Genomic DNA, 20,741 nt, shown 5'->3' with positions numbered 1-20,741 from the left:
CCTGCGCGACTACGTGGCCGCGCAGACCGCCCGGTTGCAGGCCGACCGCCTCTACCCGCCCGGCCAGTACGTGCCGCAGCGCTACCGGCACCTGGTCGGCGCCGACCAGCGGGTCCGCGAGGACGTGGTGGACGAGCTGCTGGAGCTGGCCTCCGCCCCGGACGGCCGGTTCGTGCTGGTGCTCGGCGACTTCGGCCGGGGCAAGACGTTCGCCTTGCGGGAGGTGGCCCGCCGGCTGCCCACCGCCGCCCCGGACCTGATCCCGATCCTGGTGGAGCTGCGCGCCCTGGACAAGGCGCACTCGGTCGACGGGCTGGTGGCCGCGCACCTGGCCAACCACGGCGAGCAGGTGATCGACCTCAAGGCGTTCCGCTACATGCTGCGGCAGGGACGCATCGTGCTGCTCTTCGACGGCTTCGACGAGCTGGTGGCCCGGGTGACCTACGACCGGGCGGCCGACCACCTGGAGACGTTGCTGCAGGCGGCCGAGGGCAACGCCAAGATCGTGGTGAGCAGCCGGACCCAGCACTTCAAGACCAACTCGCAGGTGCTCACCGCGCTCGGTGAGCGGGTCGGGCTGCTGCCGCACCGCCGGGTGCTGGCCATCGAGGACTTCACCCCCGGCCAGATCGAGTCCTTCCTGCGCAACCGGTACGGCGGCGACGAGCGCGCCGCCCGGGACCGGATGGACCTGCTCGCCGGCGTGAAGGACCTGCTCGGGCTCTCCCGCAACCCGCGGATGCTCGGCTTCATCGCCAACCTCGACGAGGGGCGGTTGGCCGCCGTGGCCGGCGCCGGCGGCACGTTCAGCGCCGCCGCGCTGTACCGGGAGATCCTGGAGTCCTGGCTCGACTTCGAGGAGCGGCGCACCCAGGGGATCCCGGGCGCGCCGGTGAGCCTGCGCCGCCCCGAGCTGTGGCACGCGGTCGGCCGGCTGGCCTTCCAGCTCTGGGAGACCGGCGAGTCGTACCTGCGCCTGGCCGAGCTGGCCGAGGCCGCCGGCCAGCTCGCCGGGCTGGCCGACTCCCGGCTGTCCGGCCCGCAGGCGGCGCACGCGGTGGGCGCCGGCAGCCTGCTGGTCCGCACCGACGACGGGCTGTTCGGGTTCATCCACACCTCGGTGATGGAGTGGCTGGTCGCCGAGGGCATCGCCGCCCAGCTCAACCGGGGCGAGGAGCCGACCGCGCTGGCCGTGCGGCCGCTGTCGGCGCTGACTGTGGAGTTCCTCGGCGACCTCGCCGACCCGGCGCGCTGCACGGCGTGGACCGCCCGGGTGCTCGGCGACGAGAGCGCCGGCGAGACGGTGCGCGCCAACGCGCTGCGGCTCAGCGCCCGGCTGCGGCTGCCCGACCGGGCCGACCTGCGCGGCGCGGTGCTGCGCGGCGAGGACCTGTCGCACCGGGAGCTGGCCGGCGCCGACCTGACCGGTGCCGACCTCACCGACACCCGGCTGGTCGCCACCAACCTGACCGACGCCCGGCTGGCGCACGCCCGGCTGCGCGGCGCCCGCCTGGACCAGGCCCGCCTGGCCGGGGCGGATCTGCGCGGCGCCGAGCTGGGCGGGGCCCGGCTGTTCCGGGCCGACCTGCGTGGCGTGCAGCTCTCCGGCAGCAGCTGGCACCGGAGCGCGCTGATCGACGTGAGCGCCGACCCGGCGCTGCTGCGCGCGCCGGAACTGCGCGGCGCGGTGGTCGCCCCGGGCCGCCCGGTCGCGCCCGGTCTCGCCCCGCCGGCCGTGGGCGTCTCGTACGGCTTCGAGGTGGGCCGGTTGCCGGTGCCCGCCGGCTACAGTCCGGACGGTTCGGTGCTCGCCGTGGGCAGCGACGACGGTGGCGTACTGATCTGCGACACCGCGACCGGCCTGCCGGTGCGTACCCTCCAGGGGCACCGCGGCCGGGTCTACGCGGTGCGGTTCGACGCCGCCTCGCACCAGCTGGTCACCGGCGCGGCGGATCTCACCGTCCGGCTCTGGGACGCCGACCACGGCGACGTGCGGCACGTCATCGAGGACGTCTTCGCCGGCTGGGTGTGGCCGCTGCTCACCGACGGCGCGCGGGGCCGGCTGGTGGTCGGCGACGCGGCCGGCGTGGTCCGGCTCTACGACACCCGCACGGCGCGGCTGCGGCACGAGTGGCCCGGCCATGCCGCGCCGATCTGGGGCACGTCGTTCAGCCCCGACGGCCGCCGGTTGGTGGTGGTGGACAGCGCCGGTGTGGTCCGCGGCTGGGACGTCGCCTCGGGCCGGCCCGTCTTCGAGGTGCGGGAGCCGGAGGTGGTCTACCGGGTGGTGCACACCCCGGACGGCCGGCACTTCGTCGCCGTGGGCCAGCACGGCCGGGTCTGGATCCGCCGGGCCGCCGACGGGGCGCTGCTGCGCCAGGCGCGCGGCCACGAGGCCGACGTGTACGCCCTCGACGTGCACCCGGACGGGACGATGCTGGCCACCGGCGACACGCACGGCGCCCTGCGGCTCTGGGAGGTGGAGACGGGCCGGCCGCTGCGGGTGCTGGGCCGGCAGCGCGGGGCGATCTACAGTGTCCGGTTCAACGCCGCCGGCAGCCTGCTCGCCAGCGCGGCCAGCGACGGCGCCATCCAGCTCTGGGACACCACCGACGGTCAGCTCCGGCACGAGCTGACCCGGCACCGCGGCTCGGTCTGGCCGGTGGTCTGGCGGCCCGACCAGGCCCAGGTGGCCACGAGCAGCAACGACGGCACCACCCGGCTGTGGGACGTACGGACCGGTCAGCTTCAGCACACGCTGCGCGGGCACGGCCGGCGGATCACCGCGCTCTCCTTCCGGGACGACGGGGAGGTCCTCGCCGCGTGCGGCAACGACGGCGTGGTGCGGCTCTGGGAACCGCGTACCGGCCGACTGGTCCGCCAGCTCGCGAGCCCCGCCGACCGGCTGCTCTCGGCGGTCTACTGCCCGGGTGAGGCGTTGGTCGCCGCGCCCAGCGGTGACGGCGGGGTGCACCTGTGGAACACCGACACCGGCACCGACGAACGAGAGCTCAACGTGGACACCGACCATGTCTGGGCGGCCGCGTTCAGTCCGGACGGGGACGCGCTGGCGACCGCCAACGACGACGACACCGTCCAGCTCTGGTACCGGCGCACCGGCCGGCACTTCGCGACCCTCGCCCCGCACGAGGGCCGGGTGCGGGCGGTGGCGTTCAGCCCGGACGGCGAGACCATCGCCACCGGCTGCGACGACCGGCTGGTCCGGCTCTGGGACGCGGCGACCGCCTCCTGCCGGCTCACCCTGACCCGGCACACCGACCGGGTGTACGCGGTCAGCTTCAACCCCGAGGGGTCGCTGCTCGCCAGCGCCAGCAACGACGGCACCGCGGTGATCTGGGACGCGCACACCGGCGAGCCGCGCACGGTGCTCACCGAGCACGCCGGCCGGCTCTGGTCCTGCGCGTTCAGCGGCAACGGGGCGCTGCTCGCCACCGCCGGGGACGACCTGGTCATCCGGCTGTGGGATCCGGGCACCGGCCGGCTGCACGGCACCCTGGCCGCGCACACCCGGCGGGTCTGGTCGGTGGCGTTCAGCCCGGACAGCAGCCTGCTGGCCAGCGCCGGCGACGACGGCACCGTGCGGCTCTGGGACGTCGCCGACCCGGAGCAGGCGCAGCTGCGGGCCACCCTGATCGGTCTGCCCGAGGGCTGGGCCGCGGTCAGCCCGGACGGCCGGTACAAGCTCGACGGTGAGACGGGCGGCCAGTTCTGGCACGTGATCGGCACCTGCCGGTTCGAGGTGGGGGAGCTGGACCCGTACCTGACCCAGGTGCGCCGGCTGGCCGTCGACGCCCCGTTCTGATCCGCGCGTCACCCGCCCGGCGGCCGCCGCTGTCCGGGGGCGGCGGCCGCCCGCCCCGCGCCGGTCCTCTCGCTCCGGGGTGTCGGAGCGCCGATGAACAGCGCCGCCGGCGGCAGTTCCGTTACGCGGGCCGGCCGGTTCGATCCGTGGCGGCGGATCGCTCTGGCTGATTGCTCAGTCCGGTCACGACACCCGGCGTAATCACGTCGACCGATCAGCCTGACAGGCTGTCACGATCTCGACACAGAAGTTGTGGGTCACCTCTCTGATCGATGTGCTGGCGCGGGACCAGCGCCGTCGGTGACGGCCATCCAGGAAGAGGTGGCTCATGGTGGCACTACGGCGGCTGCTGGCCGCACTGACCGCGACGGTGGTGACCGCCGCGCTCGCTCTGGTGTGGACCGCGGCGCCCGCCCACGCCGACGAGGCGTGGGAGGCCGCGCTCAAGAGCCTGATGACCCGCACGGCCACCTGGGCGGAGGGCGGGCTGTCCCGGATCGGCCTGCTCGGCCAGCCGCTACCCCTGCTCGGGGTCAGCCCGGGCGCCCTGGTGGAAACCGACAAGCTCCCCCGCAAGGCCGCCGACGCGCTCGCCTCCGGCCTGACCAAGGACGACGTCGACCTCGGCGGCGGCACCCGGCTGACCAGCTCGGTCACCGCCAGCGGCGGCGACCACCTGCTCGACGTGCTGCTCACCACCAAGCGGCAGGTCAGCGACAAGGACCTGGCGGTGGGCGGGGTCACCGTGGCCAAGGCGGTCGAGGTGACCGGCTGGGCGACCCTGCACCTGCGCGCCCGGCACACCGCCGCCGGGGAGACCTACCTGGTCCGCGACGGCGACGCCCCGCGGCTGGACATCGACGCCGCCGCGAAGCTGCGCGCCGACCTGGACCAGGCCACCGCCTCCGTCGGCATCCTGGGCGTCACGCTCACCGCCGGCAGCACGCTGACCGCGCGTACCCACGTGAAGGCGACCCTCACCGACCCCAACGGGGACGGCCGGCTCGCGTTCGACACCGCCGCCGGCGCCGGGACCGGTGAGCTGGGCGCCGCCGGTTCCCTCGCCGGGCTGGTGCAGGTCGCCCTCGACGGCTCCGGGGGCGGGAAGATCTCCGACACCGAGACCGAGGCGGGGCCCGGCTCGGTGCACGGGGTGGTCAACCTGGGCGCGGCCACCGCCGGTGCCCCGTTCGCCCTGCCCGCCGTCGCGGCGACCGTCAAGGTGGACTGGAACGACATCACCGTCGGCGCCCCCACGGTCACCACCACCGGCCTGGACGAGACGATCGCGCCGTTCCGCACCATGAGCCCGCTCGACCTCGCCGCCGGCCTCGCCCAGCTCGCCACCCTGCTCGGCGGGGTGCAGCAGAGCGGGCCGGCGGGCAACCTCAACCTGCCGTTCCTGCGCGGCACCTTCGCCGACGCGGTGAAGGTCAACGAGAAGCTCACCGGCTTCCTCAAGAAGTACGTCCACCCGAAACCGGACGACCCCGACTTCGACCCGGCCACCGACGACCCGGCCAAGGCCGGCCAGCCGACGTTCAGTTCGATCCAGGAACTGGTCAAACTGCTCGCCGCCGAGGGCCTGCCGGTGGACAACCTCTCCTTCGCCGGCGAGAAGCTGGTCTTCCGGGTGACGCTGGAACGCGACTCCACCGTCGCGGTGCCGCTGGACCCGGGCGCCGCCTCGGTCTCCGGCCGGGGCGCCACCTTCACCGCCGACGGCTTCAGCCTCGCCGCCGACGACCGCCGGTTCACCCCAGGTCAGCTGGTCGGCCAGCGGGTCGTCGCGGGCACCTCGGCCGGCACCATCGCCGCCAACACCGCCACCTCGATCACCCTGACCGGGGACTGGATCGGCGGCCGGCCGGCCGCGGACAGCGTCTGGGTGATCAGCGGCTCCAGCCCCAACATCGGTGCCGTCGAGCTGGCCGGGACGCTCACCAGGCCGGCCGGCGGCGACAAGAAGGTCGGCCTGCGGGCGGCCAACGCCCAGGCCAGCTTCGCCACCGTGAAGCCGAGGTACAGCGCCGCCGTCACCCTCGTGCTCGACCTGCGGGACGACCTCGGTAGCCCGGCCGCCAACGCCGACCGGGTGCTGCTGCGCACCGACCCGGCGACGCCGCTGTTCGCCGCCGACTTCCCGATCACCACCGGCGTCGACTTCTTCACCACGGCCGGTTTCCTCAAGGTCAAGCTCGGCGGTGATCTCACCGTCGGGCCGGCCACCGCCGGGCAGCGGATGCTGCGGGTCGGCTTCAAGCAGGCGCAGGACGTCAGCCTCGGCGAGCTGTTCCGCCGGTTGCAGACCGCGCCGGGCGACCTGCTCGCCGTCTCCTCGTCGGTGAAGACCACCGGCCGGGTCACGGTCAGCGTGCCCGGCGCGGCCGGCGCGCTCGGCCAGGGCGTCGGCGTCGACGTCAGCTGGCAGGCCGGCGGGCAGCCGGTGGTGGACACCGCCGGTCTGGACGGCATCTTCGCGGTGGACTTCAACCCCGACGACCCGAAGGCGCTGTTCGCCGTGGTGGTGGAGGCGCTGCGGCTGGTCAACGTCGCGCTCTCCGCCCCGGGCGGTGGCGGCGGCCCGCTGAACACCGAGATCCCGCTGCTCGGCCGCTCCGCCCGGGAACTGCTGGGCGCCGACGAGAGCGGCGTGGGCAAGGGCGTCACGTTCACCGCCGACGGCGCGGACTTCCTGCTCAAGGACGCCGGCCGCAGCGGCGACGCGGCGTTCGACGCGCGGTTGGCCGGCCGGACCGTGGTGATCGGCAGCAAGGCGTACCGGGTGCTGGCCCGGGTGGACGGCCAGACCCTGCGGGTCGAGGCGGCCGGCTCGCCGAAGCCGGGCGACGGCTCCGCGTACGCGCTGCGCCCCGAGCTGGCCGACGCGCTGGACAAGCTGCTGGCCGCGCCCCCGGACAACCTCCAGGACGCCCTCGACCTGCTCAACGGCGCCATCGGCGCGGACAGCGGCATCCAGTTCACCCTCGACGAGCGGGCCGGCGGCCCGTACCTGCGGATCGGGCTGGACTGGAAGCGCAACGTGCGTACCGCCGGGCCGCTCGCCTTCGCCTGGGACGGCGCCCGCGAGCTGATCAGCCTGGACAGCTCCGGCACCTTCGCGCTCGACGTCGACGCCCGCGCCCAGCTCGGCCTGCTGCTGCCGCTGAAACTGAACGCGGCGCCGCTGCTGGACAAGAGCTCCTCGGCAAAGGTGACGGTCAGCGGTGGGGTGACCAACGCGGCGCTCGCCGCCCGGGTCGGCCCGCTCGCCCTGGACCTCGGCAAGGACCCGGACTTCGCCACCGTCAAGGCCAACCTCAGCGTCGGCCTCGGCGGGCTCGCCGCGGACGGCCCGGTCAGCGGGCTGTTCGGCGTCACCCCGAGCTTCACCACGGCCGGCGTCGACTGCGGCGACGGGGTCGGCGGCACCAGCACCCCGATCTGCGCCCGCGCGCCGCTGTTCGTCAACAACTGTGAGCCGGCCGACGCCACCAACCTGCTCACCTTCACCATGGGGCTGGACCTGGCGCCGCACGCGCAGACCCCGGACCTCACCTCCTGCTTCGCGAACCTGTCGCTGAAACTGACCGACTTCAACGTCGGCATCGACGGCTACCTGGCCAAGGTGGAGGAGGCGCTGCGGCTGGCCAGCTTCGACGGCAAGCTGCCCCTGGTCGGCGAGGACCTCCAACAGGGTCAGAAGTTCATCGCCCAGCTGCGCGCGGACGTCAAGGCCGCGATCGGTCCGGCGTTGGCCGACGCCACCCTGGACAGCGCCGGCATGCAGGCCGCCCTCAACACGGCCCTGCACGACCTGGATCCGGGCGTGAGCGCGGTGGTCGGCTGCCGCAGCGGCGTGGCCGCGCCCTGTCAGCCGGAGGACTTCCAGTCCGTCCGGATCACCCTGACCACCTCCCGGGGCGCCCCGTCGGCCGCGGACGGCTGCACGAACGCCAGCGACAGCGACAAGTGCCTCACCGCCAACGTCCCGCTCGACCTGGGCATCCCCGGCCTGTCGCTGAAGGCGAAGAAGGGCGCCACCGACGGCATCCAGGCCAGGCTGGGCTGGAAGCTGCACCTGGATCTGGTCCTCGACCGGGACGAGGGCTTCTACGTCCCCACCCACGACGGGGACACCTCGCCCGAGGTGCAGATCGGCGCGACCTTCGACATGACCGGCGACCTGGCCGCCCAGCTCGCCTTCATCCAGGTGAAGGCGACCAAGCAGGGCGCCGCGCCGCTGGTGCGGGCGTACTTCGGGATCGACCTGAAGGGCTCGCCGGGGGAGAAGAGCTGCTTCGACCCGACGGTCGCCGCCGACTGCACCGCCAAGCCGGACGACAAGCTCACCCTCGCCGAGTTCGGTGACCTGGGCTCGCTGCTCGCCACCGATCTCACCGCCGAGGTGAACGTCGACTGGCGGCTGGCCGCGGCGGTGGACACCGGCGGTGACGTCTCCGCGCTGCCCGGCGTCAGCGCCCACTTCACCCTGAAGTGGGGGCTGAAGCACCAGCGCGGCGGGCTCACCCCGACCGGCGACAGCGTGACCACGCCGCTGCAGGTCGGCTTCACCGACATCGCGCTGGACGCCGGCGCCTTCTTCACCAGCATCCTCAAGCCGGTGCTGGAGAAGATCAAGACGGTCACCGGCCCGCTCCAGCCGGTCATCGACACCCTGTACGCGCCGATCCCGGTGCTGTCCGACCTGTCGAAGGCCACCGGCGGCCCGGACATCACCCTGGTCTGGCTGGCCAAGACGTTCAGCACCCTGGCCGGCGGGCCGAAGCTGGACTTCGTCGACACCGTCCGGTCCGTGATCAGCTTCGTCAACTCGATCCCCACCAGTTGCGCCACCAACTGCGCCATCCCGCTGGGCGCGTTCCAGGTGGACCCGGCCCGGGCGCTGACCACGGCGGTCTCGCCCGCCGCGGCGGAGAGCCTGATCGACAAGAGCCACGGGTACGCGCCGGCGAAGGCGTCGGACGTCAAGTCCGCGGTGGACGGCGCGGCCGGCGGCGACGCCGGGAAGCTGTTCACCCCGGACGGGCAGGGCCGGACCAACGCGCAGAAGACGGGCTTCAGCTTCCCGGTGTTCGACAACCCGGGCTCGCTGTTCGGCCTGCTCATGGGGCAGGACGTGGAACTGGTCAGCTTCGACTCCGGGCCGCTGTCGCTCGGGTTCAGCTGGCGGCAGTCCTTCGGCCCGGTCTATGCCCCGCCGCCGGTGCTGGTCACCCTCGCCGGCAGCGCCTCGGTGACCGCCCGGTTCATCGCCGGCCTGGACACCGCGGGCATCCGGCACGCGGTCGAGGCCGCCACCGACGGCACCGCGCTGGACGCGGTGAGCCTGCTCGACGGCCTCTACTTCAAGACCGCCGACGCCAGCGGCACGGCGGTCCCGGTGGTCACCCTGCGCGGCGAGATCGCCGCCGGGGCGCAGGTGAGCGTGCTGATCGTCAAGGCCGGTATCGAGGGCGGCATCCGGCTCACCGTCGGATTCAGCTGGAACGACCCGAACAACGACGGCAAGTTCCGCACCAGCGAGTTCCTCCAGGCGCTCCTGGTCAACCCGGTCTGCCTCTTCACCACCAGCGGCGCGCTGTCGGTGTTCCTCAAGGTCTACATCACCATCGACCTCTTCCTGTTCAGCAAGACCTTCGACTTCACCCTGGTCGACGCCACACTGCTGGACTTCCGGGCGCAACCCGACTGCAAACCGAAACCACCGGAACTCGGCGGCACGGTCGGCGACACCCTGGTCGTCTTCGCCGGCAAGTTCGGCACCAAGGACCAGCGCGGGGACAAGGCGTGGGACAACGGCGCCGGCACGTACGCCGGTGACGTGGTGAAGGTGTACGCCGTGCACTTCGCCGACCCGGACCCGGACTTCGACGGGTTCGCGGTCGAGGCGCTCGGCCGCAAGCAGGAATTCCTCGACCCGAACCTGACCCGGGTGGTCGTCGACGGCCGCGGCTACCAGGTCGCCGACGCCGACAAGACCTCGCTGTCGATCCTGCTGCTCGGCGACGGTGACACCGGCGGCGACGGCACGAAGACCTCACCGTTCGACAAGGCAGCGGTGGTCATCGGCTCGGACGGCCGGGACCAGATCCGCACCGGCAGCGGGCCGGCCTGGGTGGACGGTCGCGGCGGCGACGACGTGATCGTCACGGCCGAGGCGGCCGGCCAGGTGAGCCGGGTGGCCGGCGGCGCCGGCAAGGACACCGTGACCACCGGCGACGGCGACAACGTGGTGGCCGGCGACAGCGGTCTCGGCCCGGTGGACCGGTCCGGCGGCACCACCGTGCACACCTCGGTGGGGGACAAGACCCTCGACGGCCTGGTCGACTGGACGAAGCTCACCGCGCCTACCGAGGCGACCACCGGTGGGGACGACCACGTCACCGTCGGGCACGGCGCCAGCACGGTCTACGGCAACGGCGGCGACGACATCGTCGGGGTGGTCGTCGACGACCGGCCGAACGGGAAGAACACCCTGATCGGCGGGCCGGGGTCGGACATCCTCAACGGCGGCACCGGCAACGACACCATCCACACCGCCGGCAGCGCCACCCCCGCCGACCCGGACGCGCCCGGCAGCGGCGACGCCGGGCTGGTCAACAAGGTGGACACCGGCTCCGGGCAGGACACCGTGCACGGCAGCGCCGGCAGCGACCTGGTCGTCTCACACTCCGCGAACGGGCAGACCGGCCGCCTCTACGGCTACGGCGGCGACGACGTGCTGGTCGGCGGCTACGGCACCGACGAACTGTTCGGCGGCCCCGACGAGGACTACGTGATCGCCGAGCCGGCCACGGTGGGCGAACCGGACGGCACCGACGGGTACGGCCCGGCCAGGCCGGTCACCCACCAGCCGCTGCCGGCCGGTACCCAGTCGCAGAACAAGCTGCTCGTCGGCGGCCTGGGCAGCGACCACCTGATCGGCGCTGACGGCGGGGCGACGGTCTTCGGTGACCGGCGGCTGACCGCCGAGACCTGCGCCGACGCGAGCCTCGCCGACGCCCAGCCCGACCCGACCGACCAGGGCGCGGCCGACCTCATCCTCGGCGGCGCCGGGGTCGAGGTGGTCACCGCCGGCAGCGGCGACGACCGGGCCGACCTCGGCGGCGGCGACGACCGGGCCTGCGGCCAGCTCGGCGACGACACCCTGCACCTGGGTGGCGGCACCGACCGGGCGTGGGGCGGTCCGGGCGTCGACCAGTTGCACGGCGACGACGGTGACGACCTGCTCTTCGGCAACACCGGCGACGACGGCCTGTACGGCGGCACCGGCACCGACACCGAGGAGGGCAACCAGGGCGCCGACCAGGTGCTCGGCGGCCCCGACGACGACGTGCTCTACGGCGGCGGGCGCACCGCCGGCGTGGCCGACGGCCGGGACTTCGTCTACGGCGAGGGGGGCGTGGACCGGATCGTCGGCGACAACGGCACCCCGCGCATCGGCGACGTCGGGCCGTACCCGCTGGACCTGGCCGGGGACGTGCCGGCCGCGGGTGCCGGGGACGTCATCTCCGGCGGGTCGGAGAACGACGTCGCGTACGGCGGCCTGGGCGACGACCGGGTCGACGGTGACGGTGGCGACGACCAGCTCGAGGGGAACAACGGCGCCGACCTGGTGCACGGCGGCACGGGCCGGGACGAGATCGTCGGCGGCTCCGGGCAGGAGCCGGCCGCCGGCACGGGCCGCCCGGACACCGGGGACCGGCTCTTCGGGGACGGCGACGCGGACCTGATCGCCGGGGACAACGCCCGGTTCACGCCGGCCACCACGGACGCGACCCGGGTCACCCAGGGCCGGACCGGCCCGCAGCGCAAGGTCAGCCTGCTCGACCTCGGGTTCAGCCCGGCCGCCGGCACCAGCGGCGGGGACCTGATCTCCGGCGGCGATGGCGACGACGTGATCTTCGGCCAGGGCGGTCCGGACCGGGTGCACGCCGACGCGGGCGCGGACTTCGCCGAGGGCGGCCCCGGCGCCGACTGGGTCGAGGGTGACGCCGGCGACGACGACCTGGTCGGCGGTTCCAGCACCGCTTACGACGGGACCGGGGCGACCACGACGGGCCAGCCGGACACCGCGGACGCCGTCTTCGGCGGGCCGGGTTCCGACGCGGTCATCGGGGACAACGGCGCGGTGCTGCGCCCGCTCCCCGGCGAGCAGCCCACCGCCGTGACGGTCCGGCTCGGCGCGGACGGCGTCCCGTTCGGCCCGCGGATCGTGGTGTTGCTGGATCGGGGCGCGATCGCCGCCGGCCGGTACGGCGCGGACCGGATCAGCGGCGGCGACGGCGTGGACACCCTCTGGGGCCAGGACGGCGACGACGCGCTGACCGGTGACGGTGACGGCGACTACCTGGAGGGCAACGGCGGCGCGGACATCCTGCGCGGCGACGGCGCTCTCGGCGCGGCGGGGCACGCCACGGTCACCCCGCTGCCCGACCCGGGCTGGCCGGGCGATCCGTCGCCGGCGGCCGACCTGGTCGGCGCGGGCGCGCCGGCCGGGCAGGACGACCTAATCGGCGGCAGCGCGGCCGCCGGGTTCCGGGACACCGGGGACGTCCTGGAGGGCAACGGCGGCGACGACGTGCTGCTCGGCGACAACGGCTCGCTGCTGCGGACCGTGACCACGGTGAACGGCAGCCCGGCCGAGCGGGTCTACACCGAGCGGTACCCGACCGGCGCGGTGCCGGCCGACGCGACCGCGGCCCGCACGCACGACCCGGCGCTGCCCGGCCCGTCCACCCGGTTCTGCACCACCGCGCAGGCCACCTGCGAGCCGGCCGGCGCCTACGGCAACGACCAGCTCTTCGGCGACGCCGGCAACGACGGGGTGTGGGGCCAGGACGGCGACGACCTGATCCGGGGCGGCGCCGGCGACGACGACCTCTTCGGTGAGCTGGGCGCCGACACCCTGTACGGCGAGGACGGCCGGGACGCCATCCTCGGTGACCGGGGTGGCGTGGTGAACCAGTACCTGAACGCTGACGACGTGGCCGCGCTCGGCTTCACGACAACCCTGTCCTCGGTGCCGCAGGAGACGTACACCGGGTTCCGGGCCGGCGGGTACGACCGCCGGGTGGACCTGCTGCACGACACCGACGGGGACGCCTGGATCGGCAGCGCCACCTCGGCGGCCATGCCGCACGCCGGCCTCACGGCCGGCGCGGCCGACCTGATCCGGGGCGGGGCCGGCGCGGACAACATCCACGGCGGCTTCGGCGACGACGTGGCCAACGGTGACAGCGGCGGCGACGAGGTGTTCGGCGGCGAGGGCTCGGACGTGCTGTGGGGCGGCAAGGGCTGCGACCCGGTGCTCGACGCGACCAACCCGCAATGCCTGGTGAACGGGGTGTTCAGCGCCGCCGCCCGGGGCGACCAGGACCAGTACGTCGACCACCTGTTCGGTGGCGCCGGGGCGACCAGCGGCCCGGCCGTCACGGCCGTGCTCGGGTCGGACCTGCTGGACTTCCGGCCGCGCGGCTCCTACCCGGACAACTGCGCGGCGGGGGCCTGGCCGGTGGACCTGTCCACCGGGACGGTCGACCCGTGCCGCTGGTTCGAGGCGACCAACCTGGACAACGACGTCCTCGCCGACAACCAGCACCACCACGGCACGGACTGGATCTACGGCGGCTGGGACCGGGACGTGTTGCAGGGCGACGTGACCCAGAACGGGCCGAACAACGGTGACCGGCTCTTCGACTGGAACGGCGCGTACAACCTGTTCACGCACTGCAACTCGGCGTACGGCGGGTTCAACGACATCCGCCAGCACAGCCCGGCGATGCAGGACTTCCTGACCCGCCTGGCCTGGGCCACCGGCGCCGGCCGCAGCGCGACCGACGTGACCACGGCGGGCACCTCCGCCTTCCTGGAACTGTCCTACGTGTATCCGCGGGACAACAAGGACCAGGGCGCGGGGGCGGCGTTCCCGTCCACTCCGGGGCACTTCGACACCCCGTCCTGCACCGACTGAGTGAGGCGTCCGGGGCCCGGCTCTCCGTTGGGGAGCCGGGCCCGGCGCGCGTTCAGCCCTCGACGGGCGGCATCCCCACGGCCGTCCCGGTCACCCGGATGCCGCCGCTGGCCGGCACGTCGACCACCAGCAGCCCGGGCCGGCCCAGGTCGGCCCCCTGGTGCAGGCGCAGGGTCACCGGCGGTTCGACCAGCCCTCGGGTACGCAGGTAGCCGCCGAACGCGGCGGCGGCCGCCCCGGTAGCCGGGTCCTCCACCACACCGCCGACCGGGAACGGGTTGCGGACATGGAACTCCGTGCCGGAGGCGCGCCACACCAGCGCCACCGTGGTCCAGTCCCGGCGCAGCATCAGCTCGCGCAACCGGTCGAAGTCGTAGTCCAGCGCGGCCAGCCGCTGCCGGGTGCCCGCGCCGAGGACCAGGTGGTGCGCGCCCGCGTACGCGACGGCGGGGGGCAGCGCCGGGTCGAGGTCGCCGGCGGCCCAGCCCAGGGCGGCGAGCGCCTCGGCGAGGTCGTCCGGTGGCACCGGCGCGTCGGTGGGCGCGACGCTGGTGAGGGTCGCGGTCGGCCGCCCGTCGGCGTCCCGGCCGGTCGCCACCGGCACCGTACCGGCGCGGGTGCGGAAGATCAGCTCCCCGGTGCCGCCGCGCTCGGCGACGGCCACGGCGGAGGCGATGGTCGCGTGCCCGCAGAACGGCACCTCGGCCTGCGGGCTGAAGTAACGGACGTCGAACTCGGCCGGTCCGGTGGCGGTGAGGAACGCCGTCTCGGAGTAGCCGACGTCGGCCGCGATGGCCTGCATCTGCGGGTCGGTGAGGCCGCCGGAGTCGAGGACCACGCCGGCCGGGTTTCCCGCTGCCGGGTCGGTGGTGAAGGCGGCGTACCGCAGGACTTCCGTCATGGCGCCAGGCTACGGCCCGCCGCTGGACCGGCGGCGCGCGCACGCCCGCTCACCGGGGGCGGCGGTGATCCGCGGGCACTACCGGCGCGAACTTGCCGGCGACCGCGTGCTCGGTGTCGGTGACCTCGCCCGTCTCCAGGAGCTGTTTGAGCCGGCGCAGGTTCGCCGCCACCTCGGCGCCGGGCGGCTTCCCGACCAGGGTCAGCGCCGCCCGACCCACCTTCCCGAACGGGATCCTCAGCACCTCGTACACGTCGGTACGGGCCGGGTCGGACCCGGGGGCGAACCGGACGGTCCAGTGGGTCCTCATCCCGGGCGCAGCCGTGGTCTCGTACCGCAGCAGCTGGTTCGGGCGTTCCTCGACGAGCCGTACCGTCGAGTGCAGCCGGACGCCGAGCGGTCCGCGAATCGCCCAGCGGTACGTCCCCGGCCCGATCTGCTCGCTGGCCATGACGTCGCCCAGGAAGCGGGGCATGTTCGCGAAGTCGCGATAGAAGGTGTAGACGTCCGCGACCCGGCGCTCGATGGTCACCCTCGCCTCGGCCGGGGCGTCGCGGCGGGATGACCAGTGAAACATCGCTGCCTCCGACGGATCCTGCCCCTGCTGCGATCGACGCCGTTTGCCCGCGCGCCCAGCCGCTAAACCTGGCAGCGCAACCGACGAGGGCCTGTCCCGGGTCCCGCGCAGGGCTGGTGTCGAGCCGCGGCGCGGCGTGACGGCCACTGCGGCGGCGGGTCAGCCGGCGGTGGTCCGTACCCAGCGGATCTCGCCCTCGTGCCGGACGTCGGTGGGGGTGAGGCCGGCGGCGGTGGCGACGGCGGCGGACGCCCGGTGCTCCGGGTGGATGTGGGCGATGACGGTGCGTACCCCGTGCCGCGCGAGCCAGTCGACCAGCGCGCGGGCCGCCTCGGTGGCGATGCCCCGCCCCTGCCAGAGGGTGCCCACCACCCAGGCGATCTCGGCGAGGCGCTCGTCGGCCGGCCCGGTGACGGTGGCCTGGACCGTGCCGACCAGGCACCCTTCGTCGGCGAGCCGGATCACCCAGTTGCACCAGGAGACGGCCGGGTCGGGGGAGCCGGCGACGAGCCGTTCGTAGCGGGCGCGCAGCGCGGCCGGGTCGGCGGGCGCGCCGCCGGTGAAGGCGTGCAACGCCGGGTCGGCCAGCACGGCGGCCATCTCCTCGGCGTGCTCGACGAGCAGCGGCAGGAGGAGCAGCCGTCCGGTGCGGATGGGTCCCGGCGCGATGGGCGTCACGCGCTTCATCATGCCGTGGCCACCGGCCGACCGGGCCGGTGATGTGGTCGCGGAGCCGTCCACATCGGCGCGATGTTGTGCGGGGTGTCGCCGTCTCCGCTAGGATTTCGCCGTCCTCGGTGGTGTCAGCCACGCGGGCGACCTATATGAACATTTTTGGTGGAGTGCCGGCCGACTCGGCGCTCGACTGCCTGGCAAACCCTATGCAGAGATGCACCCGTACCACCTGAGATCTTGCTCGGTCGGCGACAGGACCTCGGCTACACCAGTCATTGCGTACTGGTCGAGCTGAGCCTGTGCGCCTCACTCGACCGGAGTGAGGGGTAGGGGACATGGGGGTCGTCGAACCGGGCCTCTGGGCCGGAGTGGCCATTTCTGTAGCCGCCGTCTGTGCGCTGGCGTTCCGCCTGATCCGCGAGAAGATCCATGCCGACCGGGACAAGACGTTGGTCGAGTTGGCGTTGCGCGACACCGACCCGAGCGACCGCCGGGACATCCTCGAAGGCCTGGCGGAGCTGCGGCCGCTCAATGCCCAGGCCGCCCGGGACGACGGCTCGGCCACAGCTCTCGCGTCCGCCTTGCCCGGAAGGCGCGCGCGGCGGAAGTGGCGATGATCAGCTCACCGGTGTCGGCATCCGCACCGAGACGTTGCCCCGGTAGGAACCGCCCAGCAGGGACAGGAACGCCCGCGGCACGTCCTCGATGCCGCCCTCGACCACCGTCTGCGGGTAGACGAAGCGACCCTCGCCCAGCCAGGTACGGAAGTGCTCCCGCCAGGCGGTGATCTGGTCGGGCGTGTGGTGGCAGGAGAAGGGCAGCAGCGTGACGCCGCGTGCGTCGGCCGCCGTGCGGTCGGGCTGCGGAAAACGTTGTGCCGCGCCACCGAGCTGGGTGGACAGCGAGCCGCAGAGCGCGAAGCGCGCACCGGGCCGGGCCGCCTGCAACGCGCCCTGGTACTGCTCACCGCCCACCACGTCGAAGAAAACCGAGATACCCTCGGGCGCCAGCTCCCGCAGGCGGTCGGCCGTCGAGCCGTCGTGGTAGTCGAAGGCGGCGTCGTACCCGAGTTCGTTGACCAGGTAGTCGACCTTGGCGGGGCTGCCGGCGCTGCCGATCACCCGGGTGGCGCCGAGGCACCGGGCGATCTGTCCGGCCAGTGAACCGACGCCGCCCGCCGCGCCGGAGACGAACACCACGTCGCCCGCGCTGACGGCGGCCACCTCGGCCATTCCGTGGTAGGCGGTCGGTCCCTGGCCGAGGTGGTAGCCGGGGTCGGCGAAGAGCGTCCGGTCGAGCTTGACGTACGAGCCGGCCGGGCCGGCCGAGTACTCGCTCCAACCGGTCATCGACTGGACCAGGTCGCCGACCTCGAGGTCGGGGCTGTCCGAGCGCACCACGGTGCCGATCGTGGCCACCCCGACCCGCTGCCCGGGCCGCCAGGCCGGCACCGGGATGGCGCAGTCGGCCCGCATCAACTCCAGGTACGTCGCGGCGAGGCCGATCTGGTCGGTGCGTACCAGGACCTCGCCGTCCACCTCGGTCGTGGCGACCGTGAAATGGTCGATGGTGGGGCTGCCGGTGACCTGAGCGGTCAACTGGATCTCACGGGTGATCATCTTTGTCCCTGCCGTCGGGGGTGGTCGTCGTGATCGACACTAGAGAGGCTTCCGGTCAGTTCCTGACCGGAAGCCGAGGCAGGATGTGGCCATGGCGAACACCAGCTCGCGGACGCTCAGACTGCTCTCGCTGTTGCAGACCCACCGGCACTGGTCCGGACCGGAGCTGGCCGGTCGGCTCGGGGTCTCTGAGCGGACGCTGCGCCGCGACGTCGAACGGCTGCGCCAGCTCGGCTACCCGGTCGGCGCCGCCCGGGGCTCCGACGGCGGCTACCAGCTCGCGCCCGGTGCCGTCCTGCCGCCGCTGCTGCTCGACGACGAGGAGGCGGTGGCGCTGGCCGTGGGGGTCGGCGACGCGGCGCAGAGCGGGATCGCCGGAATGCAGGAGTCGTCGCTGCGCGCGCTCACCAAGGTGGTGCGGGTCCTGCCGCCCCGGCTACGGGCCAGGGTGGACACCCTGCGGGCGATGACCCTCTCCGCCGTCACCGCCGGGCCGGTCGTCGCGGCGGAGGTGCTCACCGTGGTCGCGCAGGCCTGCCGGGACGAGGAGCGCCTGCGGTTCGGCTACACGGCCCGGGGCTCCGCACCCAGCGAGCGCGAGGTCGAGCCGCACCGCCTGGTCGCTCTGGGCGGCCGCTGGTACCTGGTCGCCTACGACCTGGCCCGGCACGACTGGCGTAGCTTCCGGCTCGACCGGCTGACCGGGCCGGCGGCCACCGGTGCACACTTCCGGCCCCGCCGGCTCCCCGCCGAGGACCCGGTGGCCTTCGTGCAGGCCGCGAGCGGGGCCCCGGCTCCGTACACGGTCGAGGCCCTGGTGCACGCGCCCGCCGCGCGGGTGCGGCAGGCGGTGGGTAGCTGGGGCACGGTCGAACCGGTCGATCAGGGCAGCTGCCGGCTCACCATGACCTCGACCTCCCTCGACTGGCCGACGCAGGCGTTGGGCAACGTGGGCGTGGAGTTCGAGGTGCTGGGGCCGCCGGAGTTCGCCGCGCACGTCCAGGAGTGGGGCGGCCGCTTCCTCCGCGCCACCCGGGTGGCTTGCGGTCAGGACCGCGAGGCGAGCTGAGCCACGAAGGCCCGCCAGGCCCGCGGGGCGAAGGTGAGCACCGGGCCCGCCGGGTCCTTCGAGTCGCGTACGCCGACGACGCCGGGCAGGTTGTCGGCGACCTCGACGCAGGCACCACCGTTGGAACTGCTGCGGATGCTTGTGCGCCATCGCGCGCCGGTCAGCTCATCCATGATCGCGCTTCCAGGAAGTCGATGGTCTGGTCTCGCGGCAGCGAAACGGACCTCACGGTATCCCAGACCGTCCACAGCGGTGCAACGTCATTCGTGATCCGGCCCGCTGCCTGGTCGTCGAGGTAACCGACGTCCTCGCCGTCGGGCGTGGTGGCGATGATGAACGGTCCGGCCTGTCCCGGGTGCAGCCCGGCCCGCAGGGGAAGGACATGCACCATGACATGCTGACGCTGGGCGAGGTCGATCAGGTGATCCAGCTGCGGGCGCATGAGTTCGTCCGGGCCCCGACGCAGCGCTGCCTCGTCGATGACGAAGACCAGTAGCGGCGGCCGTGTCCGATCGAACACGGCGCTCTGACGGCGAAGCCGCGCCTCCAGGTAGGCGTTCGCGTTCTCGTTGAGCGGGCCACTCGTCAGGACCGCGCGGGCGTAGGCCGGGGTCTGGAGCAGACCGGGCAGCACGGCCGACTCGTACCACCGCAGTCCGGACGCCTCTCGTTCGATGTCGGCCCAGGGCCGGAACCAGGCCGGCTCCTTGCGTTTGAGGGCGTCCGGCCACAGCTCGGCCGCGTCCTTGCCGAGCAGTTCGGCGACTTGAGCGCGGTGCCGGGTCTGCGGTATCCGGCCGTGACTGGCCCACCGGGCCGCCGTCTTGGGGTCGACCCCGATCCGGGCGGCCAGGCTCTCGGCGGTGTGTCCGGCCTCGGCCATAGCGGCTCTGACAGCGTGGTTCATCCCGGTGCCTCTCGAACGTCCCGAACATCCGGGAGCCATAGTGCAACGCAGTGTGATCGTCCCGCAACGCTCGGCACGCTTTCCTGTGGACGGCGGGGCGGCCGACGGTGCCGCGCCACCGCTTGGGGCCGCTGGAGCCGGCTCGCACGGTGGTGGGTGTGGAACCGAGAGGGGCGAGGCATGGCAGAGGACGAACGCCGCAGGGCGCGTCGCGCCGGGGACGGGCCGCCGTGGGCGCGCGGGGTTCCTGATCCGGGTGGTCACCCGGACCCCTCCGGAGCCGGAGCGGATCGACCCGGAGCAGCCCGAGCGGGCACCGAGCGCCTGGGCTCCCGGCCGGACGGACTGCCCGCCACCGAGCGCCTGGGCCCCTTGCCCGCCACCGTCCGCCTGGGCTCCTTGCCCGCCACCGTCCGCCTGGGCTCCTGGCCGGGCGGACTGCCCGCCACCGTCCGCCTGATCCGCGCACCACGACCGGCGGCCGCCGGGGCGCGGGCGTTCGCCGCGCACACGACCGCGCCGCCGGGCTGGACCTGCGACGACTGCGGCGAGGACTGGCCCTGCCCGGCGTGGACGGATCCGCCGACGGATGCCGCCCGGCGGGCCGAGCTGCTGCCCGAGTTTGTCCGGCTGGCCCGTCGGGCGATCCGGGATCTGCGCGGTCGTCCGGACGGCCCGCAGCCGCCCGAGATCGTGCGGCGGTTCCTGTGGTTCTTCCCGCTCACCGAGGAGGAGGCGCGCGCCGTCGCCCTGAGGCTGCGATGAACCGCGCCCGGATGGCGCACCTCCCCTCGCGTCCGACCTGGCGCTGCCGGGCGTGCGGAATCGCCTGGCCCTGCTCCCCGGCGAAGCTGCGGCTCCTCGCCGAGTACCGCGATGCCCGCCCGGGTCTACTGATCTACCTGGCGACCCTTGCCGCCGAGGCGGCCGAGCAACTCCCCGGCGCGGACGACGGCGTCCCGCCGGCCGGCCTGTACGACCGCTTCATCGGCTGGGCGCGTTCGCGCGGTTGATCCATCGAGATGGCCTGCGCAGTTCCGGCAGCGGCGGGGCGGACGGGTCACCCGTCCGCCCCCGGGCACCCGTCCGGCCTGGCGGTCCGCGAACCAGGAGGCCCGCATGCCTTCAAGCGATATGCCTCTGTGGCATGAATATGCCGCAGCGGCATATCGC

At 73.9% G+C, this 20,741-nt stretch carries 12 protein-coding genes; 6 read left to right on the top strand and 6 right to left on the bottom strand.

The window, feature by feature from the left end:
* Both LQ51_RS02830 and LQ51_RS02825 read left to right on the top strand, forming a co-directional pair.
* Window positions 1-3,823: NACHT and WD40 repeat domain-containing protein (locus LQ51_RS02830; protein WP_046563054.1), on the top strand; the 3,823-nt coding region annotated here is incomplete at its 5' end.
* 328 nt (window positions 3,824-4,151) lie between these two features.
* On the top strand, window positions 4,152-13,820 hold the full coding sequence (locus LQ51_RS02825) for a calcium-binding protein (RefSeq protein WP_052744734.1): 9,669 nt from the start codon (window positions 4,152-4,154) through the stop codon (window positions 13,818-13,820).
* Between the two features lie 52 nt (window positions 13,821-13,872).
* On the opposite strand, the gene LQ51_RS02820 is transcribed toward LQ51_RS02825, so the two are convergent.
* The 3 genes from LQ51_RS02820 to LQ51_RS02810 form a co-directional block, all read right to left on the bottom strand.
* Window positions 13,873-14,721: a PhzF family phenazine biosynthesis protein gene (locus LQ51_RS02820; protein WP_046563050.1), complete on the bottom strand. Its 849-nt coding sequence runs from the start codon at window positions 14,719-14,721 to the stop codon at window positions 13,873-13,875.
* A gap of 49 nt (window positions 14,722-14,770) precedes the next feature.
* Entirely contained in the window at window positions 14,771-15,298 is a 528-nt protein-coding gene (locus LQ51_RS02815) for an SRPBCC family protein (protein WP_046563049.1), read from the bottom strand.
* A gap of 159 nt (window positions 15,299-15,457) precedes the next feature.
* Window positions 15,458-15,976: a GNAT family N-acetyltransferase gene (locus LQ51_RS02810; protein ID WP_046563052.1), complete on the bottom strand. Its 519-nt coding sequence runs from the start codon at window positions 15,974-15,976 to the stop codon at window positions 15,458-15,460.
* Between the two features lie 332 nt (window positions 15,977-16,308).
* Between LQ51_RS02810 and LQ51_RS02805 the strand changes: the two genes are divergently transcribed.
* Window positions 16,309-16,590 (top strand): hypothetical protein, encoded by a 282-nt coding sequence (locus LQ51_RS02805; protein ID WP_046563048.1) that lies wholly within the window; start codon window positions 16,309-16,311, stop codon window positions 16,588-16,590.
* Here LQ51_RS02805 and LQ51_RS02800 read toward each other — a convergent pair whose 3' ends face one another.
* On the bottom strand, window positions 16,591-17,592 hold the full coding sequence (locus LQ51_RS02800) for an MDR family NADP-dependent oxidoreductase (protein ID WP_046563047.1): 1,002 nt from the start codon (window positions 17,590-17,592) through the stop codon (window positions 16,591-16,593).
* Window positions 17,593-17,683: 91 nt separating this feature from the next.
* On the opposite strand from LQ51_RS02800, the gene LQ51_RS02795 reads away from it, so the two are divergent.
* Window positions 17,684-18,661 carry a helix-turn-helix transcriptional regulator gene (locus tag LQ51_RS02795; protein ID WP_046563046.1) on the top strand — a complete coding sequence of 326 codons (978 nt, stop codon included), beginning with the start codon at window positions 17,684-17,686 and terminating at the stop codon, window positions 18,659-18,661.
* Here LQ51_RS02795 and LQ51_RS02790 read toward each other — a convergent pair.
* A complete protein-coding gene (locus LQ51_RS02790) occupies window positions 18,640-18,834 on the bottom strand; it encodes a DUF397 domain-containing protein (RefSeq protein WP_046563045.1) in 195 nt (64 codons plus the stop codon). The two genes, LQ51_RS02795 and LQ51_RS02790, sit on opposite strands and share 22 nt — an antisense overlap.
* Entirely contained in the window at window positions 18,822-19,568 is a 747-nt protein-coding gene (locus LQ51_RS02785) for a helix-turn-helix domain-containing protein (RefSeq protein ID WP_046563044.1), read from the bottom strand. The genes LQ51_RS02790 and LQ51_RS02785 overlap by 13 nt, the downstream gene beginning before the upstream one ends.
* Window positions 19,569-19,967: 399 nt before the next feature.
* Here LQ51_RS02785 and LQ51_RS02780 point away from each other — a divergent pair, with 399 nt between their 5' ends.
* On the top strand, window positions 19,968-20,333 hold the full coding sequence (locus LQ51_RS02780; protein ID WP_231605243.1) for a hypothetical protein: 366 nt from the start codon (window positions 19,968-19,970) through the stop codon (window positions 20,331-20,333).
* Window positions 20,330-20,581: a hypothetical protein gene (locus LQ51_RS02775; RefSeq protein WP_046563043.1), complete on the top strand. Its 252-nt coding sequence runs from the start codon at window positions 20,330-20,332 to the stop codon at window positions 20,579-20,581. The genes LQ51_RS02780 and LQ51_RS02775 overlap by 4 nt, the downstream gene beginning before the upstream one ends.
* Window positions 20,582-20,741 lie beyond the last annotated feature (160 nt).

Origin of the sequence: Micromonospora sp. HK10 (genome assembly GCF_000982955.1) — a bacterium.
In the GTDB taxonomy this organism is placed as follows: domain Bacteria; phylum Actinomycetota; class Actinomycetes; order Mycobacteriales; family Micromonosporaceae; genus Micromonospora.
The sequence above is the reverse complement of the archived record's forward strand: the minus strand, read 5'-3'. Positions and strand labels throughout refer to the sequence as shown.

Bases quoted from the DNA above. Each gene is read 5' to 3' on its own strand.
- LQ51_RS02820 (WP_046563050.1), bottom strand. From the start codon at position 14,721: ATGACGGAAGTCCTGCGGTACGCCGCCTTCACCACCGACCCGGCAGCG.
- LQ51_RS02795 (WP_046563046.1), top strand. From the start codon at position 17,684: ATGGCGAACACCAGCTCGCGGACGCTCAGACTGCTCTCGCTGTTGCAG.
- LQ51_RS02815 (WP_046563049.1), bottom strand. From the start codon at position 15,298: ATGTTTCACTGGTCATCCCGCCGCGACGCCCCGGCCGAGGCGAGGGTG.
- LQ51_RS02805 (WP_046563048.1), top strand. From the start codon at position 16,309: ATGGGGGTCGTCGAACCGGGCCTCTGGGCCGGAGTGGCCATTTCTGTA.
- LQ51_RS02825 (WP_052744734.1), top strand. From the start codon at position 4,152: ATGGTGGCACTACGGCGGCTGCTGGCCGCACTGACCGCGACGGTGGTG.
- LQ51_RS02785 (WP_046563044.1), bottom strand. From the start codon at position 19,568: ATGAACCACGCTGTCAGAGCCGCTATGGCCGAGGCCGGACACACCGCC.
- LQ51_RS02775 (WP_046563043.1), top strand. From the start codon at position 20,330: ATGAACCGCGCCCGGATGGCGCACCTCCCCTCGCGTCCGACCTGGCGC.
- LQ51_RS02800 (WP_046563047.1), bottom strand. From the start codon at position 17,592: ATGATCACCCGTGAGATCCAGTTGACCGCTCAGGTCACCGGCAGCCCC.
- LQ51_RS02790 (WP_046563045.1), bottom strand. From the start codon at position 18,834: ATGGATGAGCTGACCGGCGCGCGATGGCGCACAAGCATCCGCAGCAGT.